11 protein-coding genes are annotated in these 22,404 nt (G+C 37.0%); 3 read left to right on the top strand and 8 right to left on the bottom strand.

Features of this window, described 5'->3' with window-relative positions; genetic code table 11:
* Positions 1-146: 146 nt before the first annotated feature.
* The 6 genes from MP477_RS16020 to MP477_RS15995 form a co-directional block, all read right to left on the bottom strand.
* Positions 147-566: a Fur family transcriptional regulator gene (locus tag MP477_RS16020; RefSeq protein ID WP_257191179.1), complete on the bottom strand. Its 420-nt coding sequence runs from the start codon at positions 564-566 to the stop codon at positions 147-149.
* Between the two features lie 17 nt (positions 567-583).
* The gene (locus MP477_RS16015; protein WP_257191178.1) at positions 584-1,480 is read right to left on the bottom strand and encodes a cation diffusion facilitator family transporter; all 897 of its coding nucleotides are present in this window, start codon (positions 1,478-1,480) and stop codon (positions 584-586) included.
* Between the two features lie 18 nt (positions 1,481-1,498).
* Positions 1,499-2,380, bottom strand: a complete 882-nt coding sequence (locus MP477_RS16010) for a bestrophin family protein (protein WP_230033972.1) — start codon at positions 2,378-2,380, stop codon at positions 1,499-1,501.
* 136 nt (positions 2,381-2,516) lie between these two features.
* Positions 2,517-3,746, bottom strand: a complete 1,230-nt coding sequence (locus tag MP477_RS16005; protein WP_257191177.1) for an efflux RND transporter periplasmic adaptor subunit — start codon at positions 3,744-3,746, stop codon at positions 2,517-2,519.
* Between the two features lie 91 nt (positions 3,747-3,837).
* Complete coding sequence (locus tag MP477_RS16000) at positions 3,838-8,202, bottom strand: CusA/CzcA family heavy metal efflux RND transporter (protein ID WP_257191176.1); 4,365 nt, start codon at positions 8,200-8,202, stop codon at positions 3,838-3,840.
* Between the two features lie 138 nt (positions 8,203-8,340).
* On the bottom strand, positions 8,341-8,664 hold the full coding sequence (locus MP477_RS15995; protein ID WP_257191175.1) for a DUF6660 family protein: 324 nt from the start codon (positions 8,662-8,664) through the stop codon (positions 8,341-8,343).
* 364 nt (positions 8,665-9,028) lie between these two features.
* Between MP477_RS15995 and MP477_RS15990 the strand changes: the two genes are divergently transcribed.
* The 3 genes from MP477_RS15990 to MP477_RS15980 all read left to right on the top strand — a co-directional run bounded on the left by MP477_RS15990 (position 9,029) and on the right by MP477_RS15980 (position 17,257).
* On the top strand, positions 9,029-9,991 hold the full coding sequence (locus MP477_RS15990; protein ID WP_257191174.1) for a cell wall anchor protein: 963 nt from the start codon (positions 9,029-9,031) through the stop codon (positions 9,989-9,991).
* A 5-nt stretch (positions 9,992-9,996) separates the two neighbouring features.
* On the top strand, positions 9,997-10,482 hold the full coding sequence (locus MP477_RS15985; protein WP_257191173.1) for a hypothetical protein: 486 nt from the start codon (positions 9,997-9,999) through the stop codon (positions 10,480-10,482).
* Positions 10,483-10,594: 112 nt separating this feature from the next.
* The gene (locus tag MP477_RS15980) at positions 10,595-17,257 is read left to right on the top strand and encodes an RHS repeat-associated core domain-containing protein (protein WP_257191172.1); all 6,663 of its coding nucleotides are present in this window, start codon (positions 10,595-10,597) and stop codon (positions 17,255-17,257) included.
* 641 nt (positions 17,258-17,898) lie between these two features.
* On the opposite strand, the gene MP477_RS15975 is transcribed toward MP477_RS15980, so the two are convergent.
* Both MP477_RS15975 and MP477_RS15970 read right to left on the bottom strand, forming a co-directional pair.
* Positions 17,899-19,392 carry a RagB/SusD family nutrient uptake outer membrane protein gene (locus MP477_RS15975; protein ID WP_257191171.1) on the bottom strand — a complete coding sequence of 498 codons (1,494 nt, stop codon included), beginning with the start codon at positions 19,390-19,392 and terminating at the stop codon, positions 17,899-17,901.
* 17 nt (positions 19,393-19,409) lie between these two features.
* Positions 19,410-22,343 carry a TonB-dependent receptor gene (locus MP477_RS15970; protein WP_257191170.1) on the bottom strand — a complete coding sequence of 978 codons (2,934 nt, stop codon included), beginning with the start codon at positions 22,341-22,343 and terminating at the stop codon, positions 19,410-19,412.
* Positions 22,344-22,404 lie beyond the last annotated feature (61 nt).

Genomic DNA, 22,404 nt, shown 5'->3' with positions numbered 1-22,404 from the left:
ATGAGAGTGATCATGACCGTCATGGTCATGCCCATCTCCTTCTGAATGATTATGTTTTTTTGTTACTGGTTTTTCCGGGGTCGTACTACAGCATTTTTCCATAACTGATATTTTTATACAAATTTAATGATGAGACGGATGCAATACTATTGCAAACTTTCAAGACAATTCTCACAGATTCCTTTGGCAAACAGCCTTATTTCATCAATCCTGAAACTGGTCTGGATATTTTCAGGAAAGGAAATATCTTCTTTACAGGTGGTTTGTTTACATATTTTACAATAGAAATGAAGATGCCAGTCTTTATGTGTTTTTTCATCACAGTCATCTTCGCATAACTTATATTTGGTAGTTGTATTTTCCTGTATACTGTGAACAATTCCTTTTTCTTCAAAGGTTTTCAATGTTCTGTAAATTGTGATCCTGTCTGCATTATCAAAATAATTTTCTATTTCAGAAAGAGACAATGCCGCTTCCTGAGAGCTTAAAAAATCATAGACCAGAATTCTCATGCTGGTAGGCTTGGTATTTTTATCAATGAGCTTATTTTCTATATCTTTTTTCATTGTCAACAATTTTAATGTTACAGATGTACTTCTGTTTCCTCATATCCTTCCTCCTCTATCTGAAAAGTGGTATGGCTTATTTTAAAGTTTTTAACCGTCTCCTCCGTTAATGTTTTCAACAGTTGATTCTGAGAAACACCCTCATTCTTTACAATATGGGCACTCATCGCATTGACACTTGAGGTAAGGGACCATACATGGAGGTCATGGATATTCTTCACTCCAGGGGTCTGTTCCAATGATTGACGCAACATATGAATATCTACATCTTTGGGAGTACCTTCCAGTAAAACATTGATTGCTTCTTTCAGCAGCTTCCAGGTTCTGGGGAAGATCAGAAATCCGATGGCTGCAGAGATCAAAGGATCGGCATAATACCAGCCCGTGGTAAGCATAATAACCCCTGCAATCATTACTCCTACGGAGGTAAGCATATCTGAAAGTACTTCAAAGTAAGCGCCTTTCATATTCAGGCTTCCTTCTGAATCTTTTCTCAGGATCATCATCCCGATAATATTCACTACTAATCCTATTCCTGCTACAATCAGCATCGATTTGCTCTGTACCTCCGGAGGGCTCTGAAAACGTTTATAGGCTTCAATCAATACATAGACAGAAATTCCCAGTAAAACGACCGCATTAATAACGGCCGCTAATATTTCGGTTCTGTAATATCCATATGTTTTGGATGGATCTGCTTTTCTCTCTCCAATTTTTATCGCAATAAATGCCAAAAGCAGTCCCACAACATCTGTCAGCATATGGGCTGCATCTGCCAATAATGCAAGACTATTGGTAACTATTCCTCCAATAACCTCAGCAATAAGATAGGTTCCGCTGAGGCCCAGTACGATCAGAAGGTTCTTTTTATGTCTGCTTGCTGCAGAGGGTGTTTGTGTCGGTGTGTTTTCCATATGATCTCTATGGTTTAATTACATTTCATAATACGACGTATTTTCTTTTTTCAAAGGAACATTTTGTTCACCAATCATCTGCCTAATATTGATCTCTATGGTCTGTGCCAGAGACGTCATTGGAGTATCCACCGGACCATTCTCAAAAGGGTCCTGCATAATGATTGATGTTTTTTCAATAGCAATGAACATAATCGGAATCAGGAATGTAATTGCAATTTCCACAACAAGCTGTGAATCATCCAGCCCAAAAGGAAGTATAGCAGCAAATACATAGATCAAAATATGTACTAAAATACTGTAAGACCTGGGAAAAACTGTATTTTTCAATCTTTCACATTTTCCCATGCTGTCACAAAGCCTTGTAACTATATCATTGAGCTGCATTTGCTGAAAATCTGTTAATTCTTTCGTTGGGGCAATTTCCTTTAGCTGTTTAGAATGAGCATCCAGCAGCGCATTGGGTATATTCATTCCGTTGATATGATTTCTGTCCAGATATTCCTGAACTTTTTCAGAGAAGGGCTGCTTTCTCAGAGATTCTCCAAGCGCATAGGTCCAGGTGATTTGTCTTTCGGCAAAATCTTTTATCGTTTTATCATCTCCGGCAGGCATAAACTGAATGACCAGCCTTACAAACGTCCTTGAATCATTAACAACAGCTCCCCAAACGGTTCTTGCCTCCCACCATCTTTCGTAGGATTGGGAAGTCCGGAAAGCCAGCAGTAAAGACACTGCAGTTCCTAAGAGTGCGGGAATATTCAAAGGGAGTGATATTTTTCTAAACCCAGGCAGCATATCCAAAAGGCCTATAGCCACAGCGAATATCCCAATAAACAGAATCTGAGATTTTATTTCGCGGATGAAATACCAGACTGATATTTTTTTGTTTAATAACATAATTCATCATTTATTAAATACAATAAAGCTTATCTTCTCACCTTCAGGTGGCTTTTACAAGGGTATAAAAACGATGCTGGAATTAGTTCTAAATTAAGCATAAAAAACCATATTTACCTGATTCCGATCACTTTAATTAATGTTCGTGCTCTCCGGAATTAACTAATTTAGCATTCACAAAAAAGGCACCTTTCGTCACAATTTTTGCATTGTCCGGAACTTTCCCAATGGCTGTAATGGCAGTGTATCCCATATCTGATGTTCCTTTTACTACTTCTACTTTTTCAAAATTCAAAGTTTTAGGATGAGGCTTCCCTTTTTCTTCATGCTCTTCCTCTATTTTTTTATCGGTTTGAATAAAAATGTAGTATTTACCGTCTGCTTCTACGATAGCCTCTGTGGGCACTGCCGGAGTAGTGCTTTTATCCAGGCTTACAATTCCCGTGATATTCATTCCGTCAATTAAGCCGGTTTTATTTCCTATCACTTCACAGTGCATAGAAATTGTTTTACTCTCATTTTCAAAGGAAGATCCTATACTGTAAATTCTTGCATCGTACTCTGTTTCAGGATTATTTGTCAGTTTAAAATGAACAATCTGCCCTACTCTCATCTTCGGAAGATCTTTTTCAAAAACCTGAAGATCCAGATGAATTGATCCATTATCAATCACAGTAGCCACAGGAGAAGAAATATCTACATAGCTTCCTATCTGTGCTGTAATACCACTGATTGTCCCACTGATTGGAGCAGTAATCACCAGACCCGATCTCATATTACCATTACTTACTTTTCCCGGGCTTATTCCCATCATCTGAAGCTGCTTAAGAAGAGAAGCTTTTTTGGTTCTTAGTGTGTTGAGCTCTGCATCGGCACTCTGAAGGTTCTTTTTAGCGCCTGCATCATTATTAAAAAGCTCTTTCTGTCTTCTGTATTCCTGTTCTGCATAGGTAATCCGGCTATTTGTGGTGAGATAATCTTCCTGAAGCTGTATATATTCCGGATTAGCAATGGTAGCAATCACCTGTCCTTTTTTCACTGTGCTTCCAACCTGGACATTTAATGTTTTAATGATCCCTCCATACAGAGAGGTAATGGTGGCTTTATTACTGTTAGGAACACTGAGCAGTCCATTTGCTTTAATAGTGGAGGTCAGTTCTTTCATTTCTACCGTTCCCAGGGCTACTCCCACAGATTTCATCTGTTCCTCTGTAAGTGAGGCTATGGTTTCGGGAGCTTCTTCCTTAGGCTGCTCTTTCTGTGTGGTTTTTTCGGCAGTTTTTTCCACTGCTGCTTCTTTCTTTCCACAGCTTATAATCAACAGGGAGAAAAATGTAAGGGCTATGATGTTATATTTGAGTTTCATATGAAAATGTTTACTTTGTCTAAGATCAGATGTAATCGCCTCCTTTACTAAGGCTTGTTTTCCGGAAAATTTTGTTACTAGCGATTTCATATTATTTATTAATGATTGAATTAATGGTCACTACAGATTGATTAACCTGCTGGATAGACTCCAGGTATTTTAGCTGGATATTCGTTGCTGTTTGTAGCGCAAAAAGATATTCCACATAGGAGATTTCTCCTGTTTTATACCCTAATTGAGCAGCTTTTACAATTTTCTCCGCATTAGGCAATGCCTGGCCTGTATAATACTCATATTGCTGAATATCCTGCTGATATTGGCTGAAAGCATTTTCCAACTGTGTAGAAAGTTGCTTCTGCTGCATTTTTGCATTGGTTTCTGCTACCTGCTTTTCATATTCCAGAGCCTGAATTCTTGCTTTTGTAGCTCCAAATGTTAGAGGAATCGCCACACCTACGGTTGCAGATTGAAAACGTTTGCCTGATCCGTAGAAGTTTTCCTGCCCATTGATGGTATGAAGACCTATTAATGATTGGTTTGTATACCCTAAGCTAAAGTCCGGTAATCCCAAAGATTTTTCAACCTTTTTATTCTTTTCTGCAATTTCCATTTCCTGGTAAAAAGCTCTTACTGACGGGTTATTAGCCACCGCAGTACTATCCAGTACATTTTCAGCTCTTAAAGGTTCATAGTCTTTTGTAAACGGTACTTCAAAATTATCTGACGTGTTTAAAAGTGTTTTTAAACTTTTATACGCATTATTTAAATATACTTCATTTTGCTTAAGTAACAGATTAATTTCCCCTTTTTGAGTCTCGGCCGTATTAATTTCAATCTTTTTAATATCCCCGGCTTTAAATCTCACGGTTGCAATTCTTATAAAATCATCATAGACACTGTTAAGGTTGGTAAGCTGTGCTTTATTGTATTGAAAATACTCAATCTGATAATAATAAGTACGAACCTGTCTTATCAGCTCGTTGGCCGTAATTTCTCTGTCAATTTGCTTACTCTTGATATTCTCGTTGATCAATTCCTTTTTTGCTTTAAAGAGCGTAGGAAAAGGAATACTTTGCGAAATGGCAAAAGACTGATCAAACTTCGGACTGTTGTACTGTCCAAGCTGGGCCTCAACACTTAACTTGGGAAGTTCTTTAGCTGTAGCCCTTAATGCCTCTGCAGACTTGATACTTAAATCTTTTGATTTTAAAGCCAGGTTATTATCCACCGCCATTTCTATTGCCTGGTCTACAGAGATAGGTCTGGTCTGTGCTTTAAATGTCTGTCCCAGCATCATAAACCCTATGAGAACAATGATGGTAAATGTTCCTGCTTTATTATTTTTTCGCTTCAAAAATTGAGTATTAAAAATAATATACAGCATAGGAAGCACAAATAAAGTAAGGAAGGTAGCCGTTACCAAACCACCGATTACCACAGTTGCCAAGGGCTTCTGAACTTCCGCTCCTGCTCCGGTGGAAATAGCCATGGGTAAAAATCCTAATGAAGCTACTGTAGCCGTCATCAAAACCGGTCTTAACCTGGTTTTTGTTCCTTCAAATACTCTTTTCAGAATATCGTTCTCCCCTTCTTTTTCAAGTTGGTTAAAAGTTCCTATCAAAACAATCCCATTAAGTACAGCCACTCCAAACAAAGCAATAAACCCGATTCCTGCGCTGATACTGAAAGGCATATCTCTTAAAAGAAGAGCAAATACTCCCCCAATGGCACTCATAGGAATTGCGGTAAAAATTAAAGCAGCCTGTTTGAATGAGCGGAATGTAAAATACAATAGCATGAAAATAAGAAATAACGACACCGGAACAGCAATCGTAAGACGTTTGCTCGCTTCCTGAAGATTTTCAAACTGTCCGCCATAAGTAAAGTAATATCCGGATGGAAGCTTTATTTTTTTATCCAGGTTTGCCTGAATATCTTTCACGACACTTTCTACATCACGTCCTTTTACATTGAAGCCTATCACAATTCTACGTTTTCCCTGTTCACGACTAATCTGTGCAGGGCCCAGTTTGTAGCTTATATCTGCAACCTGCGATAATGGGATCTGAATTCCTGTACTTGAGGTAATCATTAAATTATTAACATCTGCAATATCTGTTCTGTGAAGACTGTCAAGCCTTACTACCAGATCAAAACGTCTTTCATTTTCAAAAACCTGTCCTGCAGCTTTCCCAGCAAAGGCTGTACTTACGGCATTGTTAACATCTTCAATATTTAATCCGTAATTCGCTATCCTTGTTCTGTCATATTGTACATTAATTTGTGGGAGACCGCTTACCCTTTCGATTTGAGGAGCTGTAGCCCCATCAACCGTTTGAATTACTTTTCCCACTTTATCTGCATATACTGCTAATGAATCAAGGTTTTCACCAAATATTTTCACGGCAACATCCTGTCTTATTCCTGTCATTAATTCATTGAAACGCATCTGGATAGGCTGATTTTTTTCAAAAAAGACCCCCGGGATCGTTTCCAGTTTCTCACTGATCTCATCTGCCAGTTCATCATATGACTTTTTGGTTTTCCACTCGCTCTGTGGTTTCAATACAATAATCATATCCGATGCCTCCGGAGGCATCGGGTCTGTAGGAACCTCAGCTGAACCGGTTTTTCCAACGACCATTTTTACCTCATCAAATTGCTTAATGATCCTGGAAGCCTGCATAGACGTCTCTATACTCTGGCTTAATGAACTTCCCTGCGGCAGTATACAGTGGAATGCAAAATCACCTTCCTGTAGCTGCGGGATAAACTCTCCACCCATATTTTTAAAGATGAAAGCAGCCAATACAAAAACAAGTATTGTAGCTGAAACCACGGCATATTTTACTTTAATAGCTTTCTTCAGTAAGGGTTCATAGATCCTTTGCAGACGGTTCATCATCTTATCTGAAATAGTTTCTTTATGAGATATTTTTTTAGACAGAAATAAAGCACTCATCATTGGAATATAAGTAACGGATAAAATGGTAGCCCCAATAATGGCAAAGCCAACTGTTTTAGCCATTGGCGTAAACATTTTCCCTTCTACCCCTGCTAATGTAAGAATAGGAACATACACGATAAGGATAATAATCTGTCCAAATATTGCACTATTCATCATTTTAGAGGCAGCAGTTCCCACTTCCTGATCCATCTGAGTCTGGGTAAGACTTCCATTAAACTTTTTATGATGAAGAAGATGCAGGGTAGCTTCCACAATAATTACTGCGCCATCCACAATTAACCCGAAATCAATGGCTCCAAGGCTCATCAGATTGGCGCTTACACCAAAGACGTTCATCATTCCTAACGCAAACAACAATGAAAGCGGGATTGCTGAAGCCACAATAAGTCCTGCTCTAAGATTTCCTAAAAAAACCACCAGCACGAAAATAACGATTAAAGCCCCTTCAATAAGGTTTTTCTCAACCGTACCAATTGCCCTATCTACCAAATCTGTTCTATCCAGAAAAGGTTCTATGACAACATCATCCGGGAGTGATTTTTGAATTACCGGAATTTTCGACTTAATATTTTCCACCACTTCATTACTGTTGGCACCTTTTAACATCATAACCACCCCTCCAACAGCATCTACTTTCCCATTATAGGTCAAAGCTCCGTAACGTACAGCACTTCCTAAACGAACATCTGCCACATCTTTGATAAAAATAGGCACACTGCCGGTTTCGTTTTTAACGGCTATATTTTTTATATCCTCAAGAGAAGTAACAAGACCAATTCCACGGATAAAATAGGCATTAGGCTTTTTATCGATATAGGCCCCTCCTGTATTTTGGTTGTTTTTTTCTAAGGCTGTAAATATTTCAGTAATGCTGGTTCCCATTGCTTTAAGACGGTTAGGATCAATGGCAACTTCATACTGTTTCAGTTCTCCCCCAAAACTGTTGATTTCAGCCACTCCCGGAGTTCCGTTGAGCTGCCTGCGGACAATCCAGTCCTGCATCGTTCGAAGGTCTTTAGCGTTGTATTTCTTCTCACTTCCTTTTTTAGGATGGAGAATATACTGATATACTTCTCCTAGTCCCGTACTTACCGGAGCCAGCTCAGGAGTTCCTATTCCTTTAGGGATTTCTTCTACGGCATTTTTTAATTGTTCACTAATAAGCTGTCTTGCAAAGTAAATATCGACATCTTCTTTGAAAACGACGGTAATCACAGAAAGGCCAAATCTTGAAATACTCCTCGTTTCCTGAATATCCGGAACATTGGCAATACTCTGCTCTATAGGAAAGGTTACCAACTGCTCCACTTCCTGACCTGCCAATGTAGGGCAGGCTGTAATAATCTGCACCTGATTATTGGTAATATCCGGTACAGCATCTATCGGCAATCTGGTGGCACTCCAGGTTCCCCAGATGATCAGCAGCAAGGTCATAATACCAATCACAACCTTATTTTTAATACTGAATTTTATGATTTTATCTAACACGATTTTATTGAATTTTATTGAAAAACAAATGCCTGCAGCTTATAAGCTGCAGCAAAAATATCATGAAAACCTCTGCAACGGTATTGCAAAGTTTCAGGTAATGTTTAGAAAGCATCACTTTCTAAAGATCAATAAAAATTAAATTTTGGGAGGTTGCCAGATAGGATCGTATACCTGGTAAGCAAAGTCATTCTTCTGAAACAGAATTTTCTTTGAAAAATAAGCAGGAATCTGCTCAGGAATATCTAATAAAGGATCCATCTTAAATGTGGAAACTGCAATCTGGCAACAGCTGCATGCACAGAGTGGCGAGCAGATATCCCCTTTCTCTGTAGAATGAGTTCCATGGATACTTAATGATATTTTCTTTTCTCCTGAATCAAATGATGCGGACACATCTTCACATGGCATTAATGATAACGCCATGAAATAAATTGCCAGTATCCATCTTAATAGATTCATTGTTACAAAGGTAAAGCTTTTTTCTAAACTAAGTAAATCCTTAAATTCTAAATATATGACAAAAATCAAATATTTTCTCATCATAGCCATTTTCTGAAAACTATATTTTTTCACTCAGTTGTTATTTATTATCAAAAAAAACACCATTCTTTTTAGGGGATCCACTACCATAAACACTTAACTAAACACTCTCTTTAAAACACCGATAAATAAAGGATTTGCTCCTTTTTACAATGAGTATTTACTATTTTTGCAAAAAAAATAAAGATCATTGTAAAGTGACGAAACAATTCACAACTACTTGGAATATTTCAAGCTATTTCAATTTTCCAACCACTTCTTAAATTAATTTTTATACTAATATATGAAACGAGTACTATTGATGGCCGGTATGGCATTTTCAACTTTAATCTATGCCCAAAATGCCCCTGGGTTAACGATTCATGACACAAGAAATATTAATGATTTACCATCTGCCTACAGTCATATCGTTAAGGCAGAATTTAAATCCAGAGATGTTATAGGCGTTCCGGGAAAAGGAAATTATTCAGGAATGTTAACCATTGCCCCATGGTTTGATAATTCCGGAAATAAGCGTCATCAGCTTAACTTTAATGATGGAGGAATTTTTTACAGAAATGCATTATCAGCTGATCCTCAATGGGGAAATTGGAATAAACTATTACTGGAATCCAGTGAAGGAAAAGTAAGAATTGGTTCAAATGATCCTGATACTAGTTCCGCAGCTTTACTAAGAGTTTATGACAAAAATGATGTTATGATGGAAGTTACCAACTCATACGGGACCTTTCAGATTGCTAAATCAGGTTGTAATGGCTGTTATGGAGGTACGTCTGGCGACACTGTTTTAAGAAATCTGGGGAGTTCTCATAACATTATTATAGCTCAGCCTAATGACAATAATGATGGTAAATCTTTTGTAGGATTCCAGGATGCTACACGAGGAATTTGGATTAAATTTCTTAATAATGGAATTGCCAAGTTTGATGGAAAAATTCATGCTAAAGAAGTTGAAGTAAAAGCAAATGTTTGGGCGGATTATGTTTTTAAAAAGGATTATCAATTGAAATCTTTGGATGAGGTGGAAAAGCATATTACAGAAAAAGGACATTTACCTAATATTCCTTCTGCTTCCGAAGTAATTGCAAATGGGATCAATGTGGCAGAAATGGATGCAAAACTTTTGGAGAAAATAGAAGAGTTGACGCTTTACTCTATTGAACAGAATAAGCAACTAAAATTCCAATCGGATAAAATTGAAAAATTAGAACAACAAGTTCAAAAGCTTTTATCCACTCAAAAATAACAAACATGAGAAAAAAACTATTTTCGATATTTTCTCTCTTGATTGGTTTCTTAGGTTATTCGCAAGTTGAAGTATATTTCAAATATGATGAAGCCGGAAACCAGCGGTACAGAGGAAACAATGCTGCCGGCAAGAAAGCTGATCAGCCTGTTCCTAAAGAAATAAAATTAGAACAGGTACAGAAGACAGTTGTAGTTACCCAACAAACGCCTGTGATAGATGAAAAAACATTCTTGAAAAACATCAGACTCTATCCTGTTCCTGTGAATGACTATCTGACTATTGACTGGACAGAAGAAGTAGATGGATTAATAGAATCCGTTTCACTGTACCAGCACAGTACAGTTCATTGGAAATTCCAACAACAGAATACACCTGATTTACATCGTCAGGTAAAAATCAATATGACCGGATATGATTGGGGTATTTATATACTACGTTTTACGTTGAAAGACGGAAGAGTCTTTGGTAAAAATATTACGAAAAGATAAAAATTCACGAAAATAAAGGTTGAAGCACTGAAAATTATTCTTTGCTATAAATATTATTTCAAAAACCAATCATCGTTAATCAATTATTATTTATAAAACAACTAATACAACAATGAAATTATTTTCATCATTGATGTTATCCTTGTGTTCAGTATGGATCTTTTCACAGACTATACTCTACCAGGCAGAATCCACCTCGCGGACGGTTCAGGATCCGCAGACGATAGTTCTTGCACAGGGATTTCATGCTAAATCAGATGTTTCAAATCCATTTATAGCCAAAATAGGTCCTGCTACGGAGAATCCGGGTGGAGGACCTACAGATTCACAGGCAGGAATCAATAACCCAAGCGGAACCTCTGCTCCTGCAGGTCAGAGTTTTCACGACACTAAAGGAGAAATAGAAGTAAATGGAGCAGGTCAACTTCTATTTACATTACCCGTTGCTTTACCTCCGGGAATAAAAAATGTAGCCCCACAAATAAGTCTAGCATATACTAGCGGTTCAGGAAATGGAATTGCAGGATATGGGTGGAATATTTCCGGGCTCACAGCTATTTCAAGAATTGGAAAAACTATCGATAAGGATGGCGAAGTTAGCGGGATAAAAGTAGACTATTCGGACTATTATAGCTTTAATGGACAACGATTAATTCTAAAATCGGGAGAATATGGAAAAGATGGTGCGGAATATGTTACCGAGAAATATTCTAATATAAAAATCCGTTCCTTAGGAATGGCTCGTTATGGAAATCAGCCATTGCAAAGACCAGCGACATTTGAAGTAACATTTGAAGATGGTTCTATGGCATGGTATGGGGTTCCACCGGATTCGAAAGCCCCATTTCCTTTTGATGATGCCATAACATCTTTAGAATATAGCATAACAAAGTGGCGGGATGCCACTGGTAATTATATTTCTTATAAGTATGACAGAAATATCACTTCAAGTTTTATTTCATCTATTAAGTGGGGAGGAAATGATAAAATAGGGACTCCACATTTTAATGAAATCGTATTTGACTACAGCAACAGAAATTTAAAAGAACTGCATATTGCTAATGGTTATTATATTCAGCAAACTAAAATATTAAATCAGATAACTGTTTTAACCAATAACAATCAGTTTAAAAGGTATGCTATTGAATACGCAGGTAACAATACCAATTATCAGTTCGTAAAAAAAATCACAGAGTTTAGTGCTAAAGACATAGCAGGTAAAGAGGAAGCTGCTAATGATATCGCTTTCGAATATGAATCTGACCCACTGAGCAACAATCTCATCACGCAGGATAGCCGATTTGATGATTTGTATAATACTGATATTTCAGGAGATTTTAATGGAGATGGAAGATTGGATTATATCAAAGCAAACAAAATAATGCTGTCTCGTCTTGATGGAAACCAGAATTTCTATAACATCTCGTATGCAGGAAAAATATTATCTACAGGAACAGACTTGAAAAATAATATCCTTTCCGGCAGACAACTGATGTTTACCGGAGAGGTGACGGATAATAACAATAAAATTATTATCCGGTCCTACTTATTTTCCGAAGCAATTCAGAATATGGAGATTGTTAATACTTATACTTTTGATATCTCCTCATATACATTTCAAGATGGTCCTTCTACCGTTGATATGCCCTTATATCCGGACTATCCTCCTTTTACGATGCATAGAACCTCTTCTAAAACCAAATATATTGCTTTATTAGAAGGAGACTTTCTGGGAAGAGGTGTTTCAGATTTTTATTTAAGACTTTCTGCAAGTCAATCTTACTCTTACTCTGATAATATTGAAGGATATCAAGAAAGGGAATATGGCTTAGGACAGAGAAATCTATATTTAAACCTTCAAAAGAATATTCTTAAGGAGATTTCAATTGGTCCGGAATACATTGCTGATTTTAATGGAGATGGGAAATCAGACATGCTTGTTATTGAAAATGATAATATTAATGTGTATGAAATCAATAAGACTTATGATCCTGTAAAAATATTATCAACTCCTAAAGTAACTTATAAAAGTGTCCTTTATCTTGGGGATTTTAACGGGGATGGTAAAACAGATATTATGGCCCCTGTAGCAAATGAGTCTTCGGATTGGAGAATGTATCTTTCTACCGGAAAAGATTTTAGAACCATATTCTATAATAATTTCTTTTTATATGAACCGGAAAGAAACGGTAAGCCTACAAAACTCAGAAACACACTGAGGTCTTATTTTACTCCCGACATTAACAAAGACGGGAAAAGTGATTTTATTGCTTTTCAGTCTGAAGTGTGGTTCAGAGAATGGGCTATTAATAACCGTGACTCCAGTTATGGATTCAATTATTTCAGAAATGAAGGAGTAGATGCAGACGATAAACCTATCTTTTCCAATCCATACAATATTGCATCGAAAGAAAAAACAGATGCAGGCCTTATGGAAGACGAAGATATCAACTATTCCAAGTATGGAGAACATTATATTCCTCTATTAGGTTCTTTCCGAGTTGCTCAGTTTAACACTGATTTTGCTATTATTCACAAGACCAAATTAATTACCTGGAATCTTGGAAGCAAGCTGGATGTTATTTCCAAAGTAAAATCTATTACCCAAGCCGGTATAAAAACAGATATAGAGTATGCAAAATTAACCAATGAGGAGAGCATTTATAAAACATACCAGAATACAAGTCCTGTTACTTATCCTTATGTAAACATTACAGAAAACCTCAACTATAATGTCGTTTCCCGACTTACTCAAGGAGGGCGAAAACAAGAGTTCAGATATAGAGATCTGATTGGACACCTTAATGGAAGAGGAATGATAGGGTTTAGGCAAACTGCACGATCAACTTTCTTTACAGATACATTTAGTGATACCAAAGTATGGAGCGGTGCAGAGATAGAACCTATGAACGAAGGGTTGCCTTACAAAGAATGGACAATAAAAACAACTGATGAATCAAAGGTTTTCCCTGCTGACATTTCATTAAACAACACCCAGCTGCTGTCTTTTAAACAATATAGTTATAAGATAGATAAACTTCTGAACGGAACATTGGTTACAGCAATTTCTGATACTGACAAACCAAAAGTTGTTACTTCTATCAATCCTCATATTACAATATCTAAGGATTTTTTGAAAAATATAAAAACAGTTCATACCGTTGAAGAATATGACAATTTATATTTCCCTAAAAGATCAGTAACCAACATTAATAACGGCCTTTCTATTTCAAAATCTGAATTGGAATACTATCCTCCCAATACAACTCCTGGAAATAATTTCAGCATTGGGAAGCCTAAAGTAAAAACCGAGGTCGTACAAGCTTATGGTGATACTAAGTCCGCCAAAGAGGAGTACGTTTATAATGATAATCTCCTAAAAACGTTTAAGAAGTGGAACAGGGATAATACAGGCTATCTTCTGGAAACCTATGATTATGATAATCTGGGAAATACTATAAAAAAAGTAATCAGTAACAGTACTGACTCTCAAACCCAAACTACAGGCTACCAATATGAAACTCAGGGAAGGTTTGTCGTTAAAAAAACAGATAATCTGGGGCTGGAAACAAACTTCACCTACAATGATTGGGGATTGCTTACCCAGCAAATTGATCCTCTAGGCAATATTTTGACGAACGAATATGATCATTGGGGGAAACTTATCGAATCGAAAAGCAACACTGCCGGAGCTACAACTTATGAGTATGTAAAGGATAAAGATTATAATTCAACGGTTGTTCAATATAGTCCCAATGGAAATATTTCAAAAACACAAACCAATAAATGGGGGCAGGAATATAAGATTACTTCTAAGGCATTTGGGCAAGGGAGATATACGTCTAAAGATATAGGGTATGATGCTTTAGGAAGAAAAACAGTGGAAAGTGAACCTTATTTTGAAGGTCAAAGTGCTACCCAATGGAATGTCATGAACTTCGATAATTCTGTATATCCTCCTAAAATAACTACAGTATCTGCTAATGGAAAGCAGACGAAAACCACTGTTTCAGGAAACACAACGATAGAAGAAGAAATTAACGGAAATCAACGTATTACCAGTAAAACGACTGATGCATTAGGTAATATTATTTTTTCTACAGATAAAGGAGGGACTATTCAGTTTTCGTACAATGCGACTGGAGAAGTGGTTCAGGCTAAATATACGGAAAATATTGTTACTACGAAATACGACTCCTGGGGAAGAAAATCTGAGTTCAATGATCCTTCTAATGGGCTCTACAAATATGAATATGATGGTTTTGGCCAACCTAAAAAAATCATCAGCCCTAAAGGAACCAAAGAGTATGTCTATAATAACTTAGGGCAAATCATTTTTCAAAAAGAAATCTCTACAGCAGATGGTGGCCAGACAACTGATAAATTGATCTCTTATACATATGATAATAAAGGTCAGGTTATTTCTAAAACAGGTACTTCTAAAGGAAGCCCTTACTATTCCAGTATAGCTTACGACCCACTGGGAAGAGTGCTTTCATTATCAGAAAGTAGTAATGATAAATATTTTATTCAAAAAGGAATTACCTATGATGACAAGGCAAGAGTTGTCTCTTATGAAAAGCAATTATATTCATCTGGTGTACTAACAAGGGTTACTATAGAGAATGTTTATAATGCATGGAATGGAGAGCCATATCAGATAAAAGATAAGACTTCCGGAAAGATTTTATGGCAGCTTAACGACACAAATGTAAGAGGACAGGCTACAAGTGTAAAATTGGGTGAAGTAAATATCATTAATGATTACAATGTCAACAATGGATTTCTGAAAGAAATCAAACATTCTTCTGTTACCAAATCCAACTTCCTGAATGTAAAGTATACATTTGACCCAATTAAAAATGAACTATCGGACAGGATAACTCTTGGAGACTTCAATATTTTAGAAAGCTTTAAATATGACGCTAATAATCGCTTAACCAGCTGGACAGATCCTGTAACAGGAAATACAGTTCTCAACAGAAACGTGTATGATGAAAAGGGAAGAATCCTGGAAAATGACCAGCTAGGAAAGATTAAGTTTGAAAATTCAGCTAAGGTCTACCAACCGACAGGAATGACCCTTAATGCGGCCGGAACTCAAAATTACAACAATGATCTGGTCCAGAGTATTATCTACAATGAAAACAATGATCCTGTATTCATCGACGGTATAAAAGGTGATGTAGCCTTCCAATATGGATTGTCAGCCATGAGACAAAAAGCTACCTATGGAGGAAACTTTGATCCGGCTCAGGAAGGAAAGTTTACTAAATTTTATAGTGAAGACGGAAGCTTTGAAATTGTAAAAAACAATATTACAGGACAAGAAAAACATCTCATTTATATTGGTGGAATTCCTTATGAAAGCAATATTGTATATTTAAAAAACTATACCGAGAATAATAGTTCTTATAAATTTTTACATAAAGATTATTTAGGAAGTATTCTTGCTATCAGTGATGAAGATGGAAACAAATTGGAACAAAGGCACTTTGACGCCTGGGGTAACTTTACCCACCTTCAAGTTGGAATTGGAACGGTGGAAACTGACGCCAACAAAATCAAAGGGATCATCAATACAGGTGGTTTACTACTAGAGAGGGGATACACTTCTCATGAGCATTTTGCTGAGGTGGGGATTATCCACATGAATGGAAGATTATACGATCCGTTATTAAAACGATTCTTAAATGCTGATGAAAATATTCAGGATCCCTACAACACTCAAAATTATAATAAATATGGATATGTACTGAACAATCCATTGATGTATAATGACCCTAGTGGAGAATTTATTTGGTGGATTCCTGCGGCAGTTGCTGTTGTCTCAGAACTTTTCACCATGTATTATTCGCAAACTCCTTTTGATCCGCTACGTTTTACAAGTAGTCTAATCATGTCATATGCAAGTGCTATGGTAGCTTCTCAAATCGGGGATGTTTTTAAAATGGCTTCTGTAATAAAGTCGTTAGGAAAAATGACAATGATTGTACGGGCCGGAGCACACGCTGTTGCTCAAGGTGTTTTATCTTTTGTACAAGGTGGAAACTTTTTAAGCGGTGCTTTAAGTGGTGCCTTTTCTAGTATTTCAAATGATCTGCTAGATTTTGCATTAAAAGATGTTGATGCCGGGAGCATATTAAAAAGTAATGGCTTTGCTTTATTAAACGGTGCTGTTAGTGGAGGTGTTGGTTCTGTATTAGGAGGTGGAAACTTCTGGATGGGAGCTGGACAAGGACTGATTGTTACAGCGTTTAACTATCTTGCTCATAAAACAGAGAATGGCCCGAAACCTAAAAAATCTGCTTACGAACAGATTAAAACTGTACTTGATGCATTAGGCTTAAATATGGCAACAAAAGAGGCTATTTTAGAATTTGTATCTCACGCCGACGATCTGGGAAAGGCAGGAAAACAATTCAAAAATATAGTAGGTAAAGCAGGAAAATTTTTAGGTTTTGCATCTGCTGCGACCGCAATCGCTGATTATATTCAAACTCCAACAACTGCAGGTATATTAAAAATGCTGGTCACATCTACATCTCTTGCAGTATCTGCAGTCGGTACAGGTGGAGCAGCTACCACATTCGTAGGCTGGGCATTAGCTTTTTCAGACGCTTCAGGCCTTTCCGATTTCGCATACGGTACGGTAGGAAGTGCAATTGACAAATACCTTTATGGAGGAAAGTCGTTAGGAAAAGCAATGTATAAAAGTATTGAAAATACGATTAAGCCCCTAATTAATAATCAAAAGTTTAATTTTGCACACTAAATGAAGTACTTTTTATTTATACCTTTTATGATCTACCAGTTTTTGAAAAAGCGAAATAAAACTGATAACAATGCCTATATGAATAGCATCCTGATTCTTATTTTATATACAATCCTATATACTTTTTTTCTAGTTCCTCAAAGTTTAGATTTTATATTTATTATAATCAATAAAATTTCTGCTATTCTGGGACTTTCAAAGGATAATAGATGGGCTAAATATGCCTTCTTTATTATATTAACCATACCTTTCTTTATCTTTATCAGAAAGAAAAGATTGGATAATATAAAATTTAGTGATGTAGAATATAAAATAGCTTATGTACTGACAGGTTTTATCATCTGGCTTCCCGTAACTCTTTTTATTTTTTTACTCGCTAGACTTTTAATGATTGAATATAAGATTCTTTAAATTAACAATACCAATTTTCGAATTAAAAATCTCATCTGTATAATATCAGAAAAAAGTAGAGTTTTAAAACTCCAATACCATTGTGAGAGCCATCTTACAATTAAGAGACTGCCTTATTCATAAGGTGGTCTCTTTCATTATAACTTCCACTTCTATTAGTTTTTTTTTACAAAAAAACCACCGCAAGTGCAGTGGCTTAAAAAAATCAAATCTAATTATTGGATTATAAACTATAAATTCGGGTTGTTTTCAGATTCCTTCTGTGGAATACTAAATAAGTAATACCTGCTATTCGGCACAAATCCTGTTTGATCAGGGAATGCAAAATTAGTATGACCTCTTCCATCAACCGTTTTTACCGTTCCGTTCGGTGTGGTAACCTGAACTTTAACAGGTTCTCCATTGGCATCCACGAAACGTTTCCTTACTACTGTCCCCTGTGTTCTGATGATATCTGAAAGAGAAAAACCTTCTCCAAATAATTCTTTTCTTCTTTCAATTAAAATTTCCTTCACTACATCATTCTGGGCTAAAGAGCCACTGTAAACATTAGCATTTCTTGCAGATTTCAGTTGATTTAAAACAGTGACTGCCTGGGATACATTTCCGTTTCTTGCTTCTGCTTCCGCTTCAATCAGGTACATCTCAGCAGCTCTCATATAGACGATATCAGCAATAAGTCCTGATTTAAATTTAAACTTAGCATACCTCAGCAACCCTTCTCTTCCTTTAAGGCCATCCCATGAGAAAAGCTGAGATCTGATATCATTAGCATCAAAGAGGTCTTTAAAATAAGGATCAGCCATAAAACTGTAATAATAACTTCCGGAAGAAGATACATCCAGATAATGGAATGCATAACTCGCCCCCGACTGCTCCTGGGTTTGTCCGTGTCCCCAAATCCATTCAGCATTATTGATATCGTTGAAACCATCCTTATATTTCTCCGGAGCCATCAAAGGATACCCTTCTCTTGCAACTTTTGCTGCAGCTGCAGCTTTACTCCATTCTCCTGTATTCAGATAAGTTCTTGCCAAGATCCCGTTTACTACAGAACGATTGATCTTATCTTTATTGTTTCTCGTATAATCTTTCAATAAATCATCAGCATCTGTAAGATCATTTTTCACTAAAGCATAGATCTCTTCCAGGCTTGCTCTTTTCTTCCCTACTGTAGTTATCGTTGAAGGTTCCGTATAGATTGGAGCTGTTAATGCTGTCTTATCTTTCAGGTAACTGAACTGATAAAAACTGGCAAGATTCAGATAACAGAAAGCCCGTAAAGCCTTTGCCTGGCCCTTCACCTGATTCTTTTTTTCCTGACTTCCTTCTGTTCCGTCAATCCTTGCAATCACATTATTCATATTATTAATGGCAGAATAGAGCATCGACCAGATAAATAATGGACGGCTTGCTGTATTATTGACCATTTCTGTAAATGTATAGGTAGAAGAAAAACCATATTTATTAGTCAGTACAGCAACATCACTTCCCATAGCATCACTTGCTCTTAAAACAGTTGAATACCCGATATTGGCATAAGTAGTTCCGTCATCATTGAATCTGGCCCAGGTTCCGTTGATTACTGTTTCTGCACTTTCAGCAGTTTTAAAAACTTCCACATCATTAGCCTGATCGGTAGGAGCTGTTGCCAGGTCACTTTCACAGCTGGTCAATGACCATGCTGTAAGTAAGGCAAAAGATAAATATTTTAATTTTTTCATTGTTTCAATTTTAAAAGTTAAAGAGTTGCCTGAAGACCAAAAGTGATTGTTCTCATGGCAGGATACCTGTAATAAGTAGTACCGTCCAATGCCTGTTCAGGATCCATTCCTTTATGCTTATAGAAGGTCAGAAGATTTTCTGCCTGAACATAGATTCTGAACTTTTTAAGTCCAAGTTTTTCAAAATAATCTGAAGGAAGAGTATATCCCAGACTTACATTTTTAAGTCTTGCATACGTTCCGGAATATAAGAATCTTGAAGAATTGGACGTCCAGTTATTGGTAATTGTACTCAATGCAGGTACATCCGTATTAGGATTTTCAGGCGTCCATCTGTTTAACATTTCTACACTCCACGCACGACCTCCGGCGCTTCCGTTATGCATAATTGAGGTATAATCGGTATCAAGAATTTTACCTCCGATTTTGAAAGTCAGCAATCCCGAGAAGTCGAAATTCTTATAGGTAATACTTGTACTAAGCCCTCCGGTTACTTTTGGCAATGCAGATCCCTGCAATGTTCTTGTTGCTTTTGCATATTCAGAAGTAGTTCCTTCCACTGTGTTTCCATTAGCATCTGTACCAATGGTTTTCCATAATGGTCTTCCGTTACTTGCATCTACCCCTGCCCATTCCGGAATATAGAAATCATATACAGAACCTCCTACCTGTAACAGCTTCGTTCCGGTAAGGATAGAACCTTTAGGTAATTTCGTAATCTTATTATTCAGTGTACTCAGGTTAAGGTCTAAATTCCATTGGAAATCATCCGTCTTGATTGGCGTCGTAAAAAGGGAGAATTCAAAACCTGTATTTTTTATGGTTCCGATATTGGCCGGGAAATCATTAATCCCTAAAGACGGAGCTACCGGCATATTAAATAGAAGATCCTGGCTTTTTCGCTCAAAATATTCGATATTTCCTTTCACTCTGTTATTAAGAATCGCAAACTCTAATCCTACGTTCAGATTAAGATTCGTCTCCCACTTTAAGCCGTTGGTTCTCGCTTTCTCAAGTACGGCACCAGGCTCACCAAGGTTGTTATAAAATTTATAAAGCTCCTGGTAAGCGTAATAAAGAGGTAGTTTATTAGGCTGTAATAATTTATCATTCCCCTGCCCTCCATAACTTGCACGAAGTGTCAGTTGATTAAAGAAATTCAGATTTTTTATAAATCCCTCGTTAGAAATCTTCCATGAACCTCCTACAGACCAGAATTTCCCCCAACGGTTATCCTCAAAGAATCTTGAAGAACCGTCTGCCCTTCCTGAGGCTGACAGGAAATAGGTATTGTTAAAATCATATTCCACTTTTCCAAGATAACTTAGCAGGCTGACCTTATCACTGTTTCCACTGAAACTCCCCAACAAGGCTGCAGCATCCGGCTCATAATAGTATGGAAGTGAAAACTGACTTCGGGTACCGGAGATTGTCTGATAATCATATTTATAAAATTCCTGACCTGCCAACACATTAAAATGATGCTTTCCGAATTTTTTATCAAACGTCAGAATATTACTCGTGGTATAAGATAAAGTTCTGCTGTTTGACTTTGTGACCGATCCTCCAATCTCACTACCCTGCCCAATAAGTGGGTTTGAATAATAATGTCCATTATAATTGACTAAATCTACGGAAAAACTTGTCCTGAACTTCAATTCAGGTAAGAATGTGAAGTCCATAAAACCTTTTCCAGAGAAGTTATCTTCTTTATTTTCGTTTTTATCTAAAGGTAAAGTTGCCGCTAAATTTTGATTCTGAAGAGCGTTGGTAGGCCTGTATTTTCCAAAATCGTAAATTCTGTTTCCTGCACCATCCAATATATATGACCCATCGGGGTTTCTCTCATAATAAGGATAAAACGAAGGAACAGATCTTGCTGCCTGGATAACATTGCTTGTATTGGAATCTGAAGACGTAGGAGCCTGCTGAATGCTGTTGGTATAACTTAAATTCACCCCTACATTCAGCCATTTCTTAACTTCAGAATTGAGTTTTAACCTTGTGCTGTATTTTTTAAATCCGGATTCAATGGCAATCCCTTTATCATCAAGATATCCCAATGAGAAAAAGTAATTGCTTTTTTCACTTCCTCCACTGATATCCAGATCTACCTGATTCCTGGAAGCCACTCTCTGTAAAACATCTCTCCAGTCATCATTCCATAATGGTATTGCTCCGGGTAACAATTTCCCGTCTGTACCTACAGGTTTTGAATAATTAGCTCCATAAGGATTAATACCCAGTTCAGAGATAAGATTATTGGTAGCCATCTGGGCTGCCTGCTGCCCATTTACCTGTGTGGATCTGTATCCGTTTCTCAATGCTTCCCAATACAGCTGGAAATACTGATCTGTATTTACCTGTTCGTAGTCTTTTACCGCTCTGCCGGAAAAACCCTGGCTTATATTAAAGTTGATTCTGGCTTCTCCTTTTTTACCGGACTTGGTCGTAATAATAATAATCCCATTCGCCCCTCTTGATCCATAAAGAGCACTTGCCGTAGCATCTTTCAGCACACTGACTGATTCTATATCATTAGGGCTTATAGAGTTCAGATTTCCGTCAAAAGGAATACCGTCTACCACATATAAAGGATCGCTGGACGCACTGATAGAGCCAATTCCTCTGATCCTGATTGTAGCTGTAGATCCCGGCTGTCCGGAAGAACTTGTTGTTTGTACTCCCGCCACCTGTCCTTCCAATGCTTTGGTAATATTGGTAACAGGTCTGTTGTTAATTTTATCACTGGAAATAGTTGCCACAGAACCGGTATAGCTGGTTCTTTTAGCCTTTCCGTAAGCTACCACCACCACTTCATCAAGTTCCTTCTCATTGAGTGTATCTTTTTTAGATTTGGTATCCTGCCCGTGTATGCTTCCAATTCCTAAAAAGAATACCGCTACAGGGGGAATCCAAATTTTTGAGCTAATCAAATTTTTATTAATCATAATCAATTTTGTTTATCATATATTAAAATTTTGCCCTTTGCAGATAATACAGCAAAGGGCA

The organism is Chryseobacterium sp. WG23, assembly GCF_024586575.1.
GTDB lineage: Bacteria > Bacteroidota > Bacteroidia > Flavobacteriales > Weeksellaceae > Chryseobacterium.
This window is presented reverse-complemented; position numbering and strand designations above follow the sequence as displayed.

Excerpts from the sequence above, each read along its gene's own strand:
- MP477_RS15970 (WP_257191170.1), bottom strand. The coding sequence starts at position 22,343 with ATGATTAATAAAAATTTGATTAGCTCAAAAATTTGGATTCCCCCTGTA.
- MP477_RS15995 (WP_257191175.1), bottom strand. The coding sequence starts at position 8,664 with ATGAATCTATTAAGATGGATACTGGCAATTTATTTCATGGCGTTATCA.
- MP477_RS15990 (WP_257191174.1), top strand. The coding sequence starts at position 9,029 with ATGAAACGAGTACTATTGATGGCCGGTATGGCATTTTCAACTTTAATC.
- MP477_RS16020 (WP_257191179.1), bottom strand. The coding sequence starts at position 566 with ATGAAAAAAGATATAGAAAATAAGCTCATTGATAAAAATACCAAGCCT.
- MP477_RS15975 (WP_257191171.1), bottom strand. The coding sequence starts at position 19,392 with ATGAAAAAATTAAAATATTTATCTTTTGCCTTACTTACAGCATGGTCA.
- MP477_RS15980 (WP_257191172.1), top strand. The coding sequence starts at position 10,595 with ATGAAATTATTTTCATCATTGATGTTATCCTTGTGTTCAGTATGGATC.
- MP477_RS15985 (WP_257191173.1), top strand. The coding sequence starts at position 9,997 with ATGAGAAAAAAACTATTTTCGATATTTTCTCTCTTGATTGGTTTCTTA.
- MP477_RS16005 (WP_257191177.1), bottom strand. The coding sequence starts at position 3,746 with ATGAAACTCAAATATAACATCATAGCCCTTACATTTTTCTCCCTGTTG.
- MP477_RS16015 (WP_257191178.1), bottom strand. The coding sequence starts at position 1,480 with ATGGAAAACACACCGACACAAACACCCTCTGCAGCAAGCAGACATAAA.
- MP477_RS16010 (WP_230033972.1), bottom strand. The coding sequence starts at position 2,380 with ATGTTATTAAACAAAAAAATATCAGTCTGGTATTTCATCCGCGAAATA.